General features: G+C 44.3%; 12 protein-coding genes. 1 reads left to right on the top strand and 11 read right to left on the bottom strand.

What is annotated here, in order from left to right; all coding sequences use genetic code 11:
- Positions 1-3 precede the first annotated feature (3 nt).
- Entirely contained in the window at positions 4-588 is a 585-nt protein-coding gene (locus G451_RS0101995) for a polysaccharide biosynthesis/export family protein (RefSeq protein WP_027182955.1), read from the bottom strand.
- A 256-nt stretch (positions 589-844) separates the two neighbouring features.
- The gene (locus tag G451_RS0101985) at positions 845-1204 is read right to left on the bottom strand and encodes a PilZ domain-containing protein (RefSeq protein WP_027182954.1); all 360 of its coding nucleotides are present in this window, start codon (positions 1202-1204) and stop codon (positions 845-847) included.
- Between the two features lie 483 nt (positions 1205-1687).
- On the opposite strand from G451_RS0101985, the gene G451_RS32125 reads away from it, so the two are divergent.
- Positions 1688-2773: a diguanylate cyclase gene (locus tag G451_RS32125; protein ID WP_051261025.1), complete on the top strand. Its 1086-nt coding sequence runs from the start codon at positions 1688-1690 to the stop codon at positions 2771-2773.
- A gap of 343 nt (positions 2774-3116) precedes the next feature.
- On the opposite strand, the gene G451_RS0101970 is transcribed toward G451_RS32125, so the two are convergent.
- The 9 genes from G451_RS0101970 to G451_RS26970 form a co-directional block, all read right to left on the bottom strand.
- The gene (locus G451_RS0101970; protein ID WP_027182952.1) at positions 3117-3878 is read right to left on the bottom strand and encodes a hypothetical protein; all 762 of its coding nucleotides are present in this window, start codon (positions 3876-3878) and stop codon (positions 3117-3119) included.
- 183 nt (positions 3879-4061) lie between these two features.
- A complete protein-coding gene (locus G451_RS0101965; RefSeq protein WP_027182951.1) occupies positions 4062-7601 on the bottom strand; it encodes a PAS domain-containing hybrid sensor histidine kinase/response regulator in 3540 nt (1179 codons plus the stop codon).
- A 1-nt stretch (position 7602) separates the two neighbouring features.
- A complete protein-coding gene (locus G451_RS0101960; protein WP_027182950.1) occupies positions 7603-9036 on the bottom strand; it encodes a sigma-54-dependent transcriptional regulator in 1434 nt (477 codons plus the stop codon).
- A gap of 299 nt (positions 9037-9335) precedes the next feature.
- Positions 9336-9890, bottom strand: a complete 555-nt coding sequence (locus G451_RS0101955) for a VPLPA-CTERM sorting domain-containing protein (RefSeq protein ID WP_027182949.1) — start codon at positions 9888-9890, stop codon at positions 9336-9338.
- Positions 9891-10198: 308 nt separating this feature from the next.
- Positions 10199-12637: a SpoIIE family protein phosphatase gene (locus tag G451_RS32120; protein WP_051261024.1), complete on the bottom strand. Its 2439-nt coding sequence runs from the start codon at positions 12635-12637 to the stop codon at positions 10199-10201.
- A gap of 222 nt (positions 12638-12859) precedes the next feature.
- Positions 12860-13672, bottom strand: a complete 813-nt coding sequence (locus tag G451_RS26975) for an ABC transporter permease (RefSeq protein ID WP_051261023.1) — start codon at positions 13670-13672, stop codon at positions 12860-12862.
- Positions 13669-14529 (bottom strand): ABC transporter permease, encoded by an 861-nt coding sequence (locus G451_RS0101935; RefSeq protein WP_051261022.1) that lies wholly within the window; start codon positions 14527-14529, stop codon positions 13669-13671. The genes G451_RS26975 and G451_RS0101935 overlap by 4 nt, the downstream gene beginning before the upstream one ends.
- Positions 14530-14614: 85 nt before the next feature.
- On the bottom strand, positions 14615-15694 hold the full coding sequence (locus tag G451_RS0101930) for an ABC transporter substrate-binding protein (RefSeq protein ID WP_051261021.1): 1080 nt from the start codon (positions 15692-15694) through the stop codon (positions 14615-14617).
- A 17-nt stretch (positions 15695-15711) separates the two neighbouring features.
- On the bottom strand, positions 15712-16815 hold the full coding sequence (locus G451_RS26970) for an ABC transporter ATP-binding protein (RefSeq protein ID WP_084448311.1): 1104 nt from the start codon (positions 16813-16815) through the stop codon (positions 15712-15714).
- Positions 16816-16996: the final 181 nt, after the last annotated feature.

Here is a 16996-nt window from a genome sequence, read left to right as displayed (position 1 = left end):
ATCTTATGGGACAACAATCGTGTCGCCGGGATGCAGCAGTATATTCTGTTCTAAATCATCGCCACTTTTGACATCGTCATAATCAAACCGAAACACTTCTTGCGCACCATTTTCGGAGCGCAAAATCCGTATGGATGATTGAGACGCATACGCTGTTGGACCTCCAGCCCAGGCGAGGGCTTGCATAACGCGCGTTGGGCCTTGCATAAGATACATTCCAGGGGAATTTACTTTTCCAACAACATATACTTGAGGGCTTGTCAGCTTAAGCAGCATGACAGTAACTGTGGTATCAGGAATAAACTCTCGAATGCGTTTTTCAATCTCAGCACGAACATCTTCGATGGTTCGTCCTTTTGCAACGACATCGCCAATCAGAGGGAAGGATATATATCCGTCTGGCCGAACAAGAACTTCTCGATTAAGCGCTTCATCATTCCAAACGGATACTTCCAAAACATCTCCCCCACCAAGATGAAAGTCCGTGTTAGGAGCTGTTTTGGCACAAACGAGGGCTGGGTTTGCGACAATTCCGATAAAGAACGTGAAAACCCCCAAAACAAGTATTCTTTTTAAGTGATACTGCACAGTTCCCTCCCGCTCTCGTGTAATGTAATCAGTATTCAGCTCAATCAGTTTTTCTGTGCACGGTGCGCAGTATTGTGCAGTAAGAAAGAAACGGGCCATTCTTTTTAATGTTATATATTACAGAATGTTATAGTATTTACACATTCCTCATTATTAATATTTTCCGAAAGAGAGCGACAGAACCGTCTTCTTCTTGCTCATGACGTCTTCTTTTTCTGGAAAAAGTAGTGTCATCAGATTTTTCCAGACGTCTATTCTAATTCACATATTCTTCTGGAATCCAATCACACTGAAATACTTGACAAAATTCGATACCTACAAAAAGTGTGGTATCATTACGATCAATCCGGCAGGGGCGACACCAGATATTGTTGGTGCCATTTGTATTTTTCGGATCATCAAACATCAAAACGAATTCGTCGGCATGAAATGCAAATGCGTTCTCCTTCTTTAAAGGTATAGAAACAAGAGCCCCGCTTAGCGAGATATTAATAATTTGCGCAGAGTCATAGCGGCTGATTTTACTCGAAAGCGTTTTCCTTTTTGTATGAACAAGAGCGGGAATGGATGTTTCAAATCGCTGATGCCTTCGTTTCTCTAGATAAACGTGTTCCATCGGTGCAACCTTTTGCTTCAAGTGACAGAATGTGAGTGCTGATTCATACGGACCTGGAACTTTTTTAGAAAATGAAAGTTATATGCCAATTCAAAAATATCATTATATTTCATTATATTAAAACACAGCATATAGACGATATGATGTCTCTATTCTGTTCTTTTCATAAGAAAATAGCATATATTTTTGGACGCCGTCCGGTTGTTCCAGAGAACATGGACATTGCAGAAGCAAAACGTATTCCAATATTCCTGGAAATTGTCTGCTTTGGAGCTATGATTTTGTGTTATTTTTGATTTATTTCATGGAAAATACGTCTTAAACCTTAAAACAACACACTGATTTAAATAAATATTTAAAATTGGCACAAATCTTTCTTATTCACTTGAATTATGAGCACAACTCGATCAATAGTGATATGATTTCACAACACCTGAAATAAACTCAGATTCAAATGCAATTCATAACGAGTGGAAATACCGTATGATAATTCCCAATACACATATCGATAGCAATACATTTGAAAAGTATGACGAGCTTGCTTTAGTTTCACTTATGCTCGAAGACAGATATGAAGAACAACAAATACAAGAGATCACAGAGCGAATTATCAAACATCGAAAATTTTTATGCAAGAAATTAGGCCGCGAAGTTGGTCCAGTCGTTGCCGTCTGTGATTATTGTACCAATATCCATCAACTCGTTATACACCCTGCCATTATTTCAATGAATCAACTTCGTCATCTTCAAGAGGGATCAATAAAAGACGAATTAACAGGATGCGGCAATAGACGATTTCTTAAAGAGGAGATCAACAGAGAAGTCGAGAGAAGTCGACGATCAGGAAAGCCTTATTCTTTAATTATTGCAGACATTGATCATTTCAAAGAATATAATGACAACTTTGGTCATCACGAAGGGGACGAGGTTTTAAAAGAAACAGCTGATATTTTACAATCTCGTTGTCGACGCATTGACAGGCTCGTTCGTTACGGAGGAGATGAATTTGTTTTAATATGCCCCAATACCGAACCTGATGCCGTATTATTTGTTGCTGAACGTTTGCGGAAAGCCGTAGAAAAGCATCAGTTTAAAAAAGGGAAGCTGACTTTAAGCATTGGTGTAGCAACATGTAAATCCTCATACTTATACTGGGAAAATATCTTTCATGATGCGGACCTGGCGCTGTATCGAGCAAAACAACTTGGCCGTAACCGTGTCTGCGTCAGAGCCAACGATCTTCGGCACCACCCCAGATTCTCAGTACAAATCCCCCTTGTTCTTCAACCAGGTGGAGCGCATTCTGACACTCAACGTGCAGTAACAAACAATATTAGCCGGACAGGAATGGGGGTGATTTCCGATGTTGCATTTAGCCTTCAAACAAATGTATTAGCGACGCTCTATAATCAAAAGAAAAAGACAATATTCCGGGTAGAAGCAACGGCTGTCCGAACTGACATTGAATATCCAGGAATAAAAGGAAAATACACTGGATTCCGTTTCAACTCACACAATATCTCAGATGCAGATTTTGAATATTTTTGGGCTTCATTTCTTAATCACTAGAGAATATTTCAACAATTTTTCCGGTTTCATTTTTCTCTACGAGATACCACGACTCTACAATTTTATATCCATTACGATATACATACAAAGAAGTCGCGCATGATGTAAACCGAATATGTACACCATGAGATCAATGTTCGAGTATTGCAATGTTCTTTCTTCAGAATCCATCCACTGATACATCTTGACGAAGCACGTCTCATACGTCCTTCAACAATCATGCAGAATCTTTAAAAAAATGACGATATGATCATGCTACAAAAGCAGTCGTGCCCCCCCCTTTGGTGAAGGCACGACTGCTTTCATTGTGGTAATTCTCTCGAATTCGAACAATTCGCCGAAATTACATGGTGTTTTTTGACGAATGTGACGAAGGAGCAATACACCTTTGAAACTTAGCAAGCAGACATCCCCCCAAAAGAGGGAAGAGTGTCAATAAAAAGCTCCCCGGCAAAGGGACGGGGCTTGTATCCGGTGTTTCTGTCTCTTGATCTGTAATTTCAATATCATTTGTCACCGGCTCAGAATCAAACAAATTTAAATCGTCAAAGTATGAGGTATCCACGTCATTCGTATTGTTCCCTGTAGAGCCTCCCCCTGCGCTACTCCCCCCTCCAGAATAAATGCTTCTCGCTGGAGAATTTTGTTGATTGCGACTCGCCAAACTGAGTGTGGGGTCTAACAAACCGTGATTTGTCCAGTCTGAGGAAGAAGAAAAAAAACCTCCACCATTTCGGGAATTCTGTGCTATCAATGCATTTAATTTATCTGCCTGGCTCGAAAGAGACTGCCCAGCAGATGGAGACAAGGCCATGGAAAACGCATCCATCCCAGTTCTGTAGCCCCCAATATGAAAGGGGGCTATTGGAGATTCGTCGGAGGAGGATGTCTGAAAACCATCGATGAGGAATTTTCGCGCAAGCTCTGCACCTTTTAGAGCATCATCAGGCGAAAATATGGCTGTAAGGCCAAAGGCAGCTCCCGAACCGACAAGAACACACATTGGCACTGCCAACGCAAACAAAAGAACCTTGTTTCTAAAGAGGCGTGAAAGAGATGTCGACTTGGATTGCGCATTTTGCAAAGCAGAATTTGGAGCGTGCATGAGGCTCTCCCTGAGGGCTGTACGTATTTAAATACCTCCTTCTCTGAAAAAAACATGCCAAAGAAAAAAATTTTGTATTTTAAAATGTTACATAAAAATCTTCCTTAACAGGATACGCATGTCCGAAAGGAAATGACATTCTCACCGTTTGAACCAGGAAACAGTACGAAAAACGTGGACAGCTTAATGAGGTAGGGGCTGTTGAATATATCTGCGAATAGCAGCGGCGACATGAGCCATTTCCTTGCGTAGCTCTAAAAATTGATCGATTGCTCCTGACAAATCGCCGTCACGGGCCAGTTCTTCAACTTGAAGAGCAATATCCTTACCATGTTGTGCACCTAGCGCCGAAAGAGACGACTTCAATGAATGCGCAACACGCTTCAGCTCATTAATATCATAATTTGCAATTGCTGCGTCAGCCGCGCTGATATATTCACCCTCATGTGTCAGATAGCTTTGACATATACGTCTGACCATAGAGTCACTGCCTCCTGTCAAAGCAACAAGATACTTTATATCAATAACACTTCGAGACGGTTCATCCTGAAAAATGATACTCTCGCCTTGTACAACATCCACGATTGTCTTCATGAGTTGATCGATCGCAATCGGTTTTGACAAATATGCATTGATGCCTGCTTCTTGGCATCGTTTATCGAACCCAGGCATGGCATGAGCGGTCAACGCAACAATTGGAATTGAAGCGGTCTTGGTATCAGTATCTCGACGTAATGTGCGAGATGCCTCCAAACCATCCATCTGCGGCATATAAATATCCATAAGAATAAGATCAAAATCGTTTCGCTTGACGGCGGAAAGAACTTCAAAACCATTACTCGCTGTGACAATCTGATGCCCGTTCCGCTCAAGAATCAGCTTCAACATATCCAGGTTGATAGGATTGTCTTCAGCTAAAAGAATAGAAAGGGGATGTATTATCGTTGAAACACTTGGCGGAGAGTCGGTTAACGGGATATCGCTATTTTGAGTTCGTTGAAGCGGAATTTGCACATAAATAGTCGTGCCAACGTCGGGAGCACTTTTCACCCATATGCGTCCAGACATGCGGGATATAATACCTTGACAAATAGCCAACCCAAGCCCGCTTCCGGGAATCGCCCGCTTATGAGAATCTTCAAGACGTGTAAATTTATCGAAAATTCGCAGAATATCTTGAGGAGAAATTCCAATACCTGTGTCTTGAATGGTAAAAAGGATCTGCATAGAGTCATCTTCTTTTGAAAGCGACTCCATCGGGACAGAAACAGCAACGGCATCGATTGGAATGCTCTTCATATCGAACATATGTGCTGCAATATGGACAGAACCTTCTATCGTGAACTTCAATGCATTCCCGCACAAATTATACAGAAGTTGGTTCAGACGCATGGAATCAGAAAGACAATGCCGCGGCACAGCGCTATCAATGAAATACGAAAACTCTATCTCATTACTTATTTCTTTGACACAGAGTGCGTTATATACAGATTCAATAGTTTGATGAAGATCAACCAGCTCTTCCTTCAAATGGAATGTTCGAGCTTCTATTTGTGCAGTGTCTAATATCCCATTGATGAGCTGAAAAAGAACTCGTGATGCGTGTTTAACATTATTAAGATGCTGGATTTGCTCTTCTTTGGGATTGTCATTCAGTAAAATTTCAATCAATCCCATAATCGAGCTGAGGGGAGTTCTCAGCTCATGGCTGATATTGGAAAGAAAATCACTTTTTGCCTTGTTTGCAGATTCCGCCGCTTCTTTGGCTTTGAGAAGAGCAGCTTGTGCATTATCCCACGGACGCATATCACGTCCTATGCACATAAAACAGACGGTTTCCTCAATACTGACACATTTGCAGTTGATTTCAAAAGGAATCACCTCACTCTCAGCAGTGAGTATTTCAATTCGAATCGAAGAAGCTTCACCATTGATTTTATTTGATTTAGAGGCATTAAAAATTGAATTGTAATCTGATCGTGTAACGAGGCTAAAGGGAGTCCCAACGAGATCTTTACTCGTAAATCCAAGAAGTTCACATGCTGAAGGATTCAAGTCGAGAAAATTATAGTTTTTATCAAGAATAAAAATGACATCTCCAGCATTTTCAAAAAGCATTGTATACTTGCTGATTGATGTTATGAATTTCTTTGTAAGAGAATCATACGCAGTCACATCATTGCAATAACATCCGATAATAGCACGCTCACCTTCTTGATGAACAGGAGCCATTGTCACTTTAAAAGTACGATACTTCAGCTTTGCAAAAAATATATTTCTATAACCGTTCTGCATAGCCTTATTCATTTTTTCTTTAAAAAGAGATGCAATATGCGGAAGTAAAATTTTATAAATATTTTTCCCAATAACATTTTGAGGAGAACTTTTCAGTCGACGAGCAGCTGACTTATTACATGCAACAATATCTCCTTGTGGAGTCATGAGAATAATAAGCTCATAGCTTGCATCAATAAGGCTCCGTATTGTATCTCTACTCTTCTTTATACATCGTTCGAGCTCTTTCAAGTGAAAGATATCGCTTACAAAACCTTCATAATACTGAACTTCTCCATTGAGACGACAAACAGAATGCACATTTCGTGTTGTCCAAACGGTTCTCCCTCCTGAATCTGTTGTTTGGGCTTCAAAGTTATAAACATAACCGGAATTTTCTATCTTTTGAAAGAATAAATCTTTTTGAGAGACATCACGAAAACAATGCGGTTGCCAACGTGGAGACGACAACAACAAATCATTTGATGACGTAAATCCATTCATTTTTGCCATTGACTTATTCACGTACAAACACTTTCCATTTGGAAGACACTGATACAAACCAATTGGTGCATTATGAGCTATACTACGAAACTTTTCTTCTGAATCAACTAAAGATTCAAATGCCATGCGTTCCAAAGAAACATCACGAGCATGAAAGAGTATAAGCCCTCCATCATATTCAAGTTTTTGCCAATGCACATCCAAAGAACAGCGTTTGCTATTTCTATCTACAACTTCCACATCAAGGAATCCTGACATTCTGTTCTTTTTGCGTGCATTCACAAACTCACGCAAGACTAAATGCTTTTGCTTGTGACTGAGTATACTATCTAATGAAACAGATGAATTATTTTCCACAACATGTCCAAGAAGAGTTCGACACGATGCATTCAAATAAACAAGCCGATCAAAATGCATCAACGCCGCAAAATCAGAAGAGGAATCAACAATCTCCTGCGCACGTGGAGAAACAACGGATTCCGAGGTTTCTGGACAAGGCTCAGACAAAGGCAAAGTTGCTATGAGATCAGCATAGGAAACGTCTCGAAGGGCAAGACGTCTCCAAAAAGATTGCCCTTCGCCTGCATCAACAGGAGCTTGAAGGATATCGGCAACCCACTTAGGCACCGTGGAATGCAAGACATCATTTTTATTTAGGACAAGAACAATATAACAATCACATAAAGCATGTTTTCCTGCTTCTTCGAAGTCACGGAGCGTCTTCTCGTCGACAAAATACACATGGGAACAGTGAGGTAGTTGTTTGAAGCCCTCGAATGAATCGAGAGTTTTGACGACAAATCCTGCGTGACGGCAAAATGATGCAATGTTGTCACGAATAGTTTGATCTCGTAGTGACAAGATCGCATGATTTTTTTTTGCTGGAGATGATTTGCAGCTGCGGTTCCAAGCTGCCAACTGAGCGGAAGAGTACGAAGCATCCATCTTAAATTGATTTTCTATCTATTTGATGTTTTTTTAGAATTTCATAGATACGTGCACGAGACAGCCCTGAATATGAACAAGCTTTTACGAGGTCATTATTGCATTTCTTAAGCAAGAGTTTAAAATATACGTGCTCTGTACGCTCTATAGTTGTTTCTCGCATTTGTTTGTATGTGGGAAACGTTTCAAACGATTCAAGCTCTGATGCAATGAATTCATCTGAAACGGTTTTCTCTAAATCCTGTTCACTGGCGCCAAGCTTTGATTGAACAAGATTAACGCGAATATCAAGCGGAAGATGATAAGGATGGAGTTGTTTTTCCTCAAAAGCGTTACTCACCGCTGTATACAATGTGTTAATGAATTCACGGATATTACCGGGCCAATCATAGCAGTGAAGTGCCTCGAGAAAATCATTTGACATTGTTTTCGGCCCAATATTGTGGTCTTCACAAATACGCGGAATATAAAATGCCGCAATTTGTTCAATATCATTTTGTCTCTCGCGCAAGGGAGGAAGCTCAATCATGAGAGTTTGTAGCCGAAAGTAGAGATCTTTCCGAAATCGTTTTTCCTCAACCATCGTCGCGAGATCACGATTTGTGGCTGCAATAAGCCTGAAATCACTTGATCGTTCCCGTTGTGATCCAATACAACGAAATCGTCGTTCTTGTAAGACGCGCAGCAATGTTTTTTGAACTTCAAGCGGTAAATCGCCAATTTCATCCAAAAACAACGTCCCACCATCCGCGAGAGCAAACAAGCCTTCCCTATCTTCCTTGGCATCAGTGTATGAGCCTTTTTTATGACCAAACAACAGACTCTCTGCTAATGTTTTCGGAATACAGGTACAATCAACAACGATGAAATTATTGCTTGATCTAGAGCTGTTATCGTGAGCTGCTTTGGCGAACAACTCCTTTCCCGTGCCTGTTTCCCCGGTAATCAAAAGGCTACCGGAACTCTTGGCGGCCTGATTCAACTTACTTAGACATGCACGCAATGCGGGACTATCACCAATTATGGAGTCACGCTTGAGGTTCTTGCGCTGATTCACCGCCATAATGCGGGCATTTCGGAATTGCTGGGCACGTTTGATAAGAAGCCGAATGGAGTTGGCCGTGGCTGGTTTTTGGATATAGTCCCAGGCTCCATTCTTTAGAGCGGCCTCGGCACCATCCATTGTTCCGTCACCGGTAATGATAACAACTTCAGCGGATGGCTCGCCAACCTTGAACTCAGCAATACGATGGAGACCGTTCCCGTCGGGCAAATTCACATCAAGAAAGATGATATCAAATCCCCCCGTTCGCGCTTCTCGAATACCTTCGTCCAATCGTTTCGATTTTATACTCTTATATCCGCAATCAGCTAATACATTTGCTGTATAGTCGAGAAAAAACGGATCATCATCAACAATAAGGGCATTGAACATTGTTTTGCTCCAGAGGATGACACAAATTTCAAAGCAAAAAAATTTATAAAACAGATAAAAATATATTTTTGACAAAAATAAACTTTGTATCTTGATATGTCAATTGCATTACATTTTTGTAACAAGACTCAGGGAATAACTGAGAACATCCCTATAAAAGAATTTAATAAGGATAATTCTTTAAATAGAGTATTTACATACCATTGAAATATACAAACACAAAAGAGGTAACACGATCAACATGCTACCCCTTGCTAAACAGAATGATAGTGATGTATTATATGATATGACAATCAAATTTACACAACTTTCCGCCGAATAGACACAAGCCCAAGCATAGCACTTCCAAACAACCAGACTCCAGCTGGCAGTGGTACTGCAGAGACACTTGATACATTAGCGGACAAAGAACCAACTGTGTCATTTACACTTAACAAAGAGCTATCTTTACCACTATAGTACAAATGAAATGGAACATCGCTAGGACCAAATATTTTCAGATAAGATATATCTGATGCTTGGCTATCGGAATCTGTCGTAAAAACGGTCCACCCAGGCGAAGCAATAGAGTCACCAATATCTTTAATCGTCTTTCCACCAAATCGAATTTTGATAGCATTCAGCATGCTGGCATCACCCATGTAGCCAGTTTTATTATCAGATATTTCTATTTTATTCTGTTCCAAGATACTCATATCGAGGGTCAGAACCCCCGAGGTGTAGTAACCAGTGATTCCAAAAAATTCATTAACAGTAATGTCGGAAAGATCAAACTTGAGCAACGAGGCCCAGCTGGTATTGGCACTCATAGTTAACGCAAAACAAACAACTAACGCATATTTCAAAACTTTCATTGTATATCCTCCTCGTTGGAATGAAAGAGCTCCATCTCTTTAGGAAGAATCGTGCCAACGAAAAAAGAAAACGAATACAACCTATTACTTTTTCGTATCTCGTCCATTGTCTGGAAGAAACAGCAAAAACGACTGGAAGATGTCTGGAATTGTCGATCAAACAAGAAAACGGAAAGCTTCTGAAGACGGAATCATCCCGAAAACATATTCACAACGCATCGCGATCACGGATTGTGTCAATTTAATCGGCAAAGGAGGAAAAAAATCTCTCCTGAAAGAAGGTGCTCTCGGAAAAACAAAATTTTCACTCATCCTTCGTCGTGAAACTTTGCCACCACCAGAGTCATATCGTCACTGACGCGGACACCGCGAGAAAATTCACGAACAGCTTCAAAGACACCATCTCGAATTGTCCGGGCATCCTGGACAGCATTTTCGCGGATAACACTTAAAAACCGTTCTTTCCCAAACATTTCGCCGTGAATATTGTTTGACTCCCATATGCCATCTGTCCCGATAACGATGATCGCATTCTTAGGCCTGTTTTCCAGAAGGTTGGCTATATAGCGAGTATCGTCCAAGACTCCCAAAGGAAGCCCAACGCCTTCAAGTAATGAGAATGTGTCCGCCGCCGGGTCATACACCCAGGCCGGGTCGTGCCCTGCCCGCACCCAAACAAGGTCACCGGAACGAGAATCCGCCAGAAGATGAAACAGTGTCACAAAACGTCCTGTCTGCGAAACATCCTGAGCAAGTTGGGCATTCAGGCTGGAGATTATTGTCCCCAAACTGTCTTTATCACTCGGATGACTACGCAAATACGTTCGAACCGAACTCATCAAAAGTGAGGCATCGACACCGTGTCCGGAGACATCCGCAACAACCAGTGCGCAGGGCCCTTCTGCATTGCTGATGTAATCAAAATAATCTCCCCCGACTTCATCGCAGGGTTCCGAGCGCCCTGCCAATTCCAGTCCGGGGATATTGGGTGCTTCCGAAGGAAACAGACTTCGCTGAAACTGTCCCGCCAAGAGCAATGCCTTTTTGGATTCCGTCAAATCCGTCACAAAAAGGAAATACCCCATGAGATCACCGGAATCCCCAGTAAGCACATTGGCAGTAATAAGCACCGGAATGAAATGCCCACTTTTATGTACCAAAGAGGTTTCACGACGCCAGTATCCTGTCGATTCATTCAACTCACTCGAAATGCAACCAATTTCGCCATCCGGTGTATACATCGATGGCATAGAACCGATCACTTCTTCTTTGGAATAGCCGGTAAGACGTAACCAGGATGCATTTGCATACTCAATCCGAGAGTCTTTCCCTAAGAGAAGAAAGCCTTCCGTACATGTTTCAACAATACGCCGATATTTCTCCTCACTCTTGCGCAGACCAGTCAGGAGATTCATCATAAGTGCAAGCCAAGCCGCGCGATTCTCCTCCATGCTTTTTAAATTAAACTTTACACGAGCGAGCTTGCGCGCAAGGAATTCATTCTCATGTTTAAGCCCTGCAAGTGATGGTTGACGCTTCTTTTTATGCTGCTGACAGACTGCATGCGACTGACAAAGAGGTGTAGCATCTTCTTCCGCAAGAAAAACCGTCACCAAAGTATGGTTATGCAACGCGCTTGGGCGTCCCTGGCCAATAGGACCAACCTCCCCGTAACTATAAAAACCAACGATAGGAACATAACATGGCAATGCGTGCTTCATCGTTCTCAGTTCATTGATGGCTTGCGTACCAAGCAACCATCGACGAGCCCCACAAGAAAACGACAACGCAATCGCCGACCGTTTCACTACCTCCGGAGGAATTTTCCGAAACTGATCATGTACCCCCTCCAAGAGAAATTGCGGCTTGACCTTTGTCATGCGCACCACGGCACCAATGGAGACGTCATCACTCACGATGAGAGCTCCGGAACTCTCATCAATAGCCACGACACCGCGGATGAATGCGTCGTCCTGGTTGCGCTCCTTGATACTGAGTGGAAATTCCTGCAACGGCGGTGCTTGGGGACCAAGATGCTCACGGTAAAAGTCCGCGGCTGGTAGATGATCGATGCGAAGGATCGTCGTTCCCTTCGCCTCCGTCACGATCCCTTGACGACCAATTTCATGCCAATTCTGACATGCCACACTATATGTGGTTACAGGTCCACCAATAAGCATGAAGGTCAATCCACCGGAGAGCGAACCGGATTCATGAAACTGAACAGGAGTTCGGTCACTACTGGTGTCGGTTCCAACTAATCCACCGACAAGCATACAATTGTCCTCTGCATTGACAATGTCAAAAAGCACGCGAAGTACGGGGCCAATGGGGTTCACATGGGTTTCCGGAAAAACCAGACAAATTTTGGGCGCTCCTCCCAAAGAAGACACGGCCTTATCCCATTCCATTTGAATGGCAGACTTCGGGTCCGTTCGCACGTCATCCACACGACCAGAAGCAAAACCAATGGTATCAGAAACCAATGCTGTTATCAGAATAGAATCATCACTGATGCCGAGCCCTGTGCTGAATTCCCCCAGAGTCGTGCCTCCAGATAATGGCGTATGAGGATAGGCATCGGCAATCGCCTTGATCATCACGTTGTGGTCAAATTCACTACAGGCAAATACAATAAGCGCCTGGGGAGTCGCCCCCTCAAGAGCTTCCGATAGTTGATCAAGAGCACGTCTGACAACGATAGTGGTGTCAATACCTTCTGCATGACCGATAGCACTTCGAAACATCCTTTCCTCTCAGTCTGACCGTGTTCAACAGCGTTGCACGTTCATGTACATCTCTTGGATTCTTCCCAATACATATCGCACCCCCCCGACCCAAGGCCTGAATTCCTAACGATTATTCTTCTCAGGGGCAGTGCGTTGCTATTATACGTCACGTTTCAAGAAAAAAGAATAACTGATCCTCTCGTTTTCGTGCCGCATTGAAAGAAATCTGTGTGTCCACGATCAACGTCGTTTACCGACGAGAGCAACCAGCGACATACAGCACAACGCAACGAGAATCAGCACGGTCGAAATGGCGGGCAACATGGGTTCAATTTCAAAACGAATGGATGACCACATTTTCTTCGGAAGGGTGACAGCCGTGGAGCCGCACAAAAACACCGCAATGACAACTTCATCCAATGCGACCATGAAGCTGAATAATGCTCCCGTGAAGACCCCAGGGCGAATAAGCGGCAAGGTGATGCGAAAAAACGTCGTCAACGGGGAGGCGCCGCAACTTCTTGCAGCACGTTCGAGATTCGGATCAAGTTTGGACAATGAAGCCATAATCGGCAAGAGCGAGAACGGTAGCGTCAAAGGAAGATACGCCAAAAACAACGCCATTCGTGTTCCAATAAGTCCAAGATGACTCATCGCGAGATAATAAGCCAAGGCAAGCACGATGGGAGGAATAATCATGGGAGAAAAGAAAAACAAGCGGATGAAATTTCTCCCAATGAATTGACCACGAGTCAAGCCTAAAGCCGCTAAGACACCGAGGACAGTCGATGCCGCCGACGTCATGCCCGAAACGAGCAACGAATTGACAGCCGCCTCCCTCCAGGCCGGCGAGGCCATAAAACGGCGATATTGTTCTATACCGAAAGAATACGACGAAAAGTCAAGAAATGCTGCATCATTGAACGATGCGACCACTAACACGACTATCGGCGCCATCAAGAATATCGCCCCACAACATGCCAAAGCGCGAACGGAATATCCCACCTGTGCGCGACTCTGCGCTTTTCCTCGTTGCCTGTATCTTCGTATCATGACGGGTCATGTCCCATCAGCCGATCAACGCCGAGACTGCGACTGGCCACCCAGACGCAGAGCAAAGTGACGGCAAGAAGCACCAACGACATGGCCGCAGCAAACGGCCAATTGAGCAACTCCGTGACCTGCGTTTGAATCACATTGGAGAGCATCTGTTCTTTTCGTCCACCAAGCAAGGCCGGTGTGACGAACGATCCTAATGCCATGATAAAAATGAGAACGCCTGCCGCTTCAACGCCAGGAAGCGACAATGGAAAGGTGACTCTCCAAAAGGCTTGCATCCGTGACGCGCCGAGATTTCGGGCTGCCCGTTCAAGATTGGGATCGGTCCGCACAAGCATGCTGTAGATAGGAAAGACGGCATACGGTGTAAAAATATGTGTCAGGCCAACCAAAACGGAGAATTCATTATGGAGGAGGGGCAATGGTGTCTGTGTGGCACCGGTCCACATCAACAACCAATTCACCGGACCATGTCGTTGCAAGATAAATGACCAGGAAAAAACCCGAAGTAAGAGACTTATTCCGAACGAAAGCACGACAATTGCCAGCAACACAAGACGAACAACCGGCCTCGAACGAGACATGACATACGCAATGGCATACCCCAAACACAAAGACGCCAGCGTCGCGATGCATGACATACGAACAGTATTATATAAAATCCTGGAATACACCGTCTGTCGAAAAAAATGAACGAAATGCTCCAGAGTAAAACCAGGATCAAAACAACTCAGCAACAAAACGCGCACGAGCGGGACAACAAACAATACGACGAGGGCCACAAATGCCGGGATAACGAGCCATACTCCTCCACGAGATTGTGCCGGATCGTGTGGAACTCCTTGCATCATAGTGATTGTTTTTTCTCATCGCGAGATTGCCCGACGCAGCATGATAGGACACCATTGACGCTACGCCGGGCAAGGTTCACTGATTTTAACCCAGCATCCAGGCATTCCAGCGTTCGGTCACGGCGGCAAGATGCTCGCCCCAATAATCTGCATTTTGCAGAAATTGCACTTTGGCATTGGCCGGATAATTCGGTAATTCACGCGCCCGTTCTTCAGGAATGCTATTGAATGCTTCAAGATTGGTCGGCCCGTAGGGGATCAATTCTCCAAACTGGTACGCCTGACGTTTGGCCGACAATGCAAAATTGATAAACTGCATGGCGAGTTTTTTGTTGGGATTCCCTTTGGGAACACACCACCAATCCATGTCGAAACATCCACCATTCCAGACGAATCCCAAAGGTGCTCCCTTTGCTTTGGCAACGGAAATCCTGCCATTCCATGCCGTGGAGTAGGTGACTTCCCCCGTGGAAAGCAGTTGTATCTGCTCGGCACCATTTTTCCACCACACCGTAATATGGTCGCGGATGGCATCCATTTTTTTAAACGCCCGATCCAAATCAAGCGGATAGAGTTTCTCCATAGGGACACCATCGGCAATCAAGGCAAATTCAAGATTAAACGGTGCTTGATTCTGCATGGCTCGTGGTCCGGGAAAACGCTTCACATCCCAAAAATCTGCCCAACCTTGCGCCGGTTCCTTCCCTCCCAAGTTCTTGGTGTTATAAGCCAACCCTGTCGTCCAAAAATCATTGGCAACCGCGCACTTTCGGACAGCCATCTTGTCGATATGAGAGGTATCGATAATGGACAAATCAAGCGGTTCAAGCAGGCCTTCCACCTCACCTCGCGCTACATGCCGCGTTTCCATGTCCACGACATCCCACTCATAATTCTTGGTCATTACCTGGGCTTTGACTTTGGCAATATCCGGATCAGTGGCTTCAATAATCTTTACGTTGAATTCCTTGGAGAAGGGATCAAAAAAAGCCTTGCGTTGGGACTCCTGAAACGATCCACCATACGAGCAGATACGCAGTGTTGCATCACTTGCCACGACACGCCCGACAAATGGTCCCATGGCCGAAGCTGCAACAACAACTCCCGTAGTTTGACCAAGTGTCACGAGAAACCGTCGTCTGTTCATCCAGCGTGGATCGTTCATGTCTTCCCTCCTGTTTATCAAGCACGCGATGCACTCGCCTCCAAGGTGATGGCGTCGTGCGATGTCCAATACACAAAGACCTTCTGGCCGACCTCGAATCGCTTGATTTGCATCCCCGGCAGTTTGGCACGAACAACGGTATCCTGTGCCAGGGAAACTATACATACTCCTGCGTCTCCACCATACACCATATGGACGATCTTTCCGGAAAAACGATTGCATGCCCCTGAAGAAATCGTCTTTTCGCTCGGTGCAAGGAACACATTTTCCGGGCGAACCATGACCGTTACCGAATCTCCTTGCACAACGCCGTTACGCCGCGCCGCAAACACTTGCAAACCATCAACGGTATCCACGCAGGTTTCGTCCTGTGTCATCTCGCAAACACGACCAGACAGAAAATTGGATTCACCGACAAAATCGGCGACAAACATGGTGGCAGGATGCTCATAAATGCAATCTGGCCGATCAACCTGAATGACACGGCCCTGGTACATGACTGCAATTCTGTCAGACATACTCAACGCTTCATCTTGATTGTGTGTTACCAGCACAACAGTAATCCCAAGTTCACGCTGCAATTGCTTGATTTCCGCACGCATGTGCTTGCGCAGTTTTTCATCAAGCGCACCAAGCGGTTCGTCCATAAGCAAAATGTGTGGATTGAACACAATAGCACGAGCCAGTGCGATACGCTGTTTTTGCCCGCCACTGAGTTGATCAGGATAGCGTTTCCCCATATCGGGGAGTTTGACAGCTTCAAGAACCTGGTTCACGCGTTCATGAATGATCGCCGGATTTTCTTTCCGCATTCGGAGAGGAAACGCGATATTATCAAACACGCTCATGTGCGGAAACAAGGCATAATCCTGAAAGACCATCCCGATACTTCGCCGCTCCGGTGGAATCGGTGTAATATCGTCCCCGTTCAACAAGATACGCCCCGCTGTCGGAGACAAAAACCCGGCAACCATATTGAGGACGGTCGACTTCCCCGATCCGCTTGGCCCGAGAAGTGTCAGCAGCTCGCCTTTCCGAATGGAAAGAGACATATCACTGACGGCGTGCACATCACCGAAAACACGCGTCACTCCCTCAAGCACGAGCAATTCATCCATCATAATCCTTTATCTTTCGTCCGTGGCCTTGTCCCTTGTAGATCTCGTCCATACGGACCTCAATCGACAGACACTACAAAGACCATATCACCGGGTAGCACGAAACCATATCGATGACCAGTGTGGAACAGAAAAACAGCTGTTGAGCATTCCATACCGGATTGTCACGCAAGCACATTTTTTT

Source organism: Desulfovibrio inopinatus DSM 10711 (genome assembly GCF_000429305.1).
GTDB lineage: Bacteria > Desulfobacterota > Desulfovibrionia > Desulfovibrionales > Desulfovibrionaceae > Alteridesulfovibrio > Alteridesulfovibrio inopinatus.
This window is presented reverse-complemented; position numbering and strand designations above follow the sequence as displayed.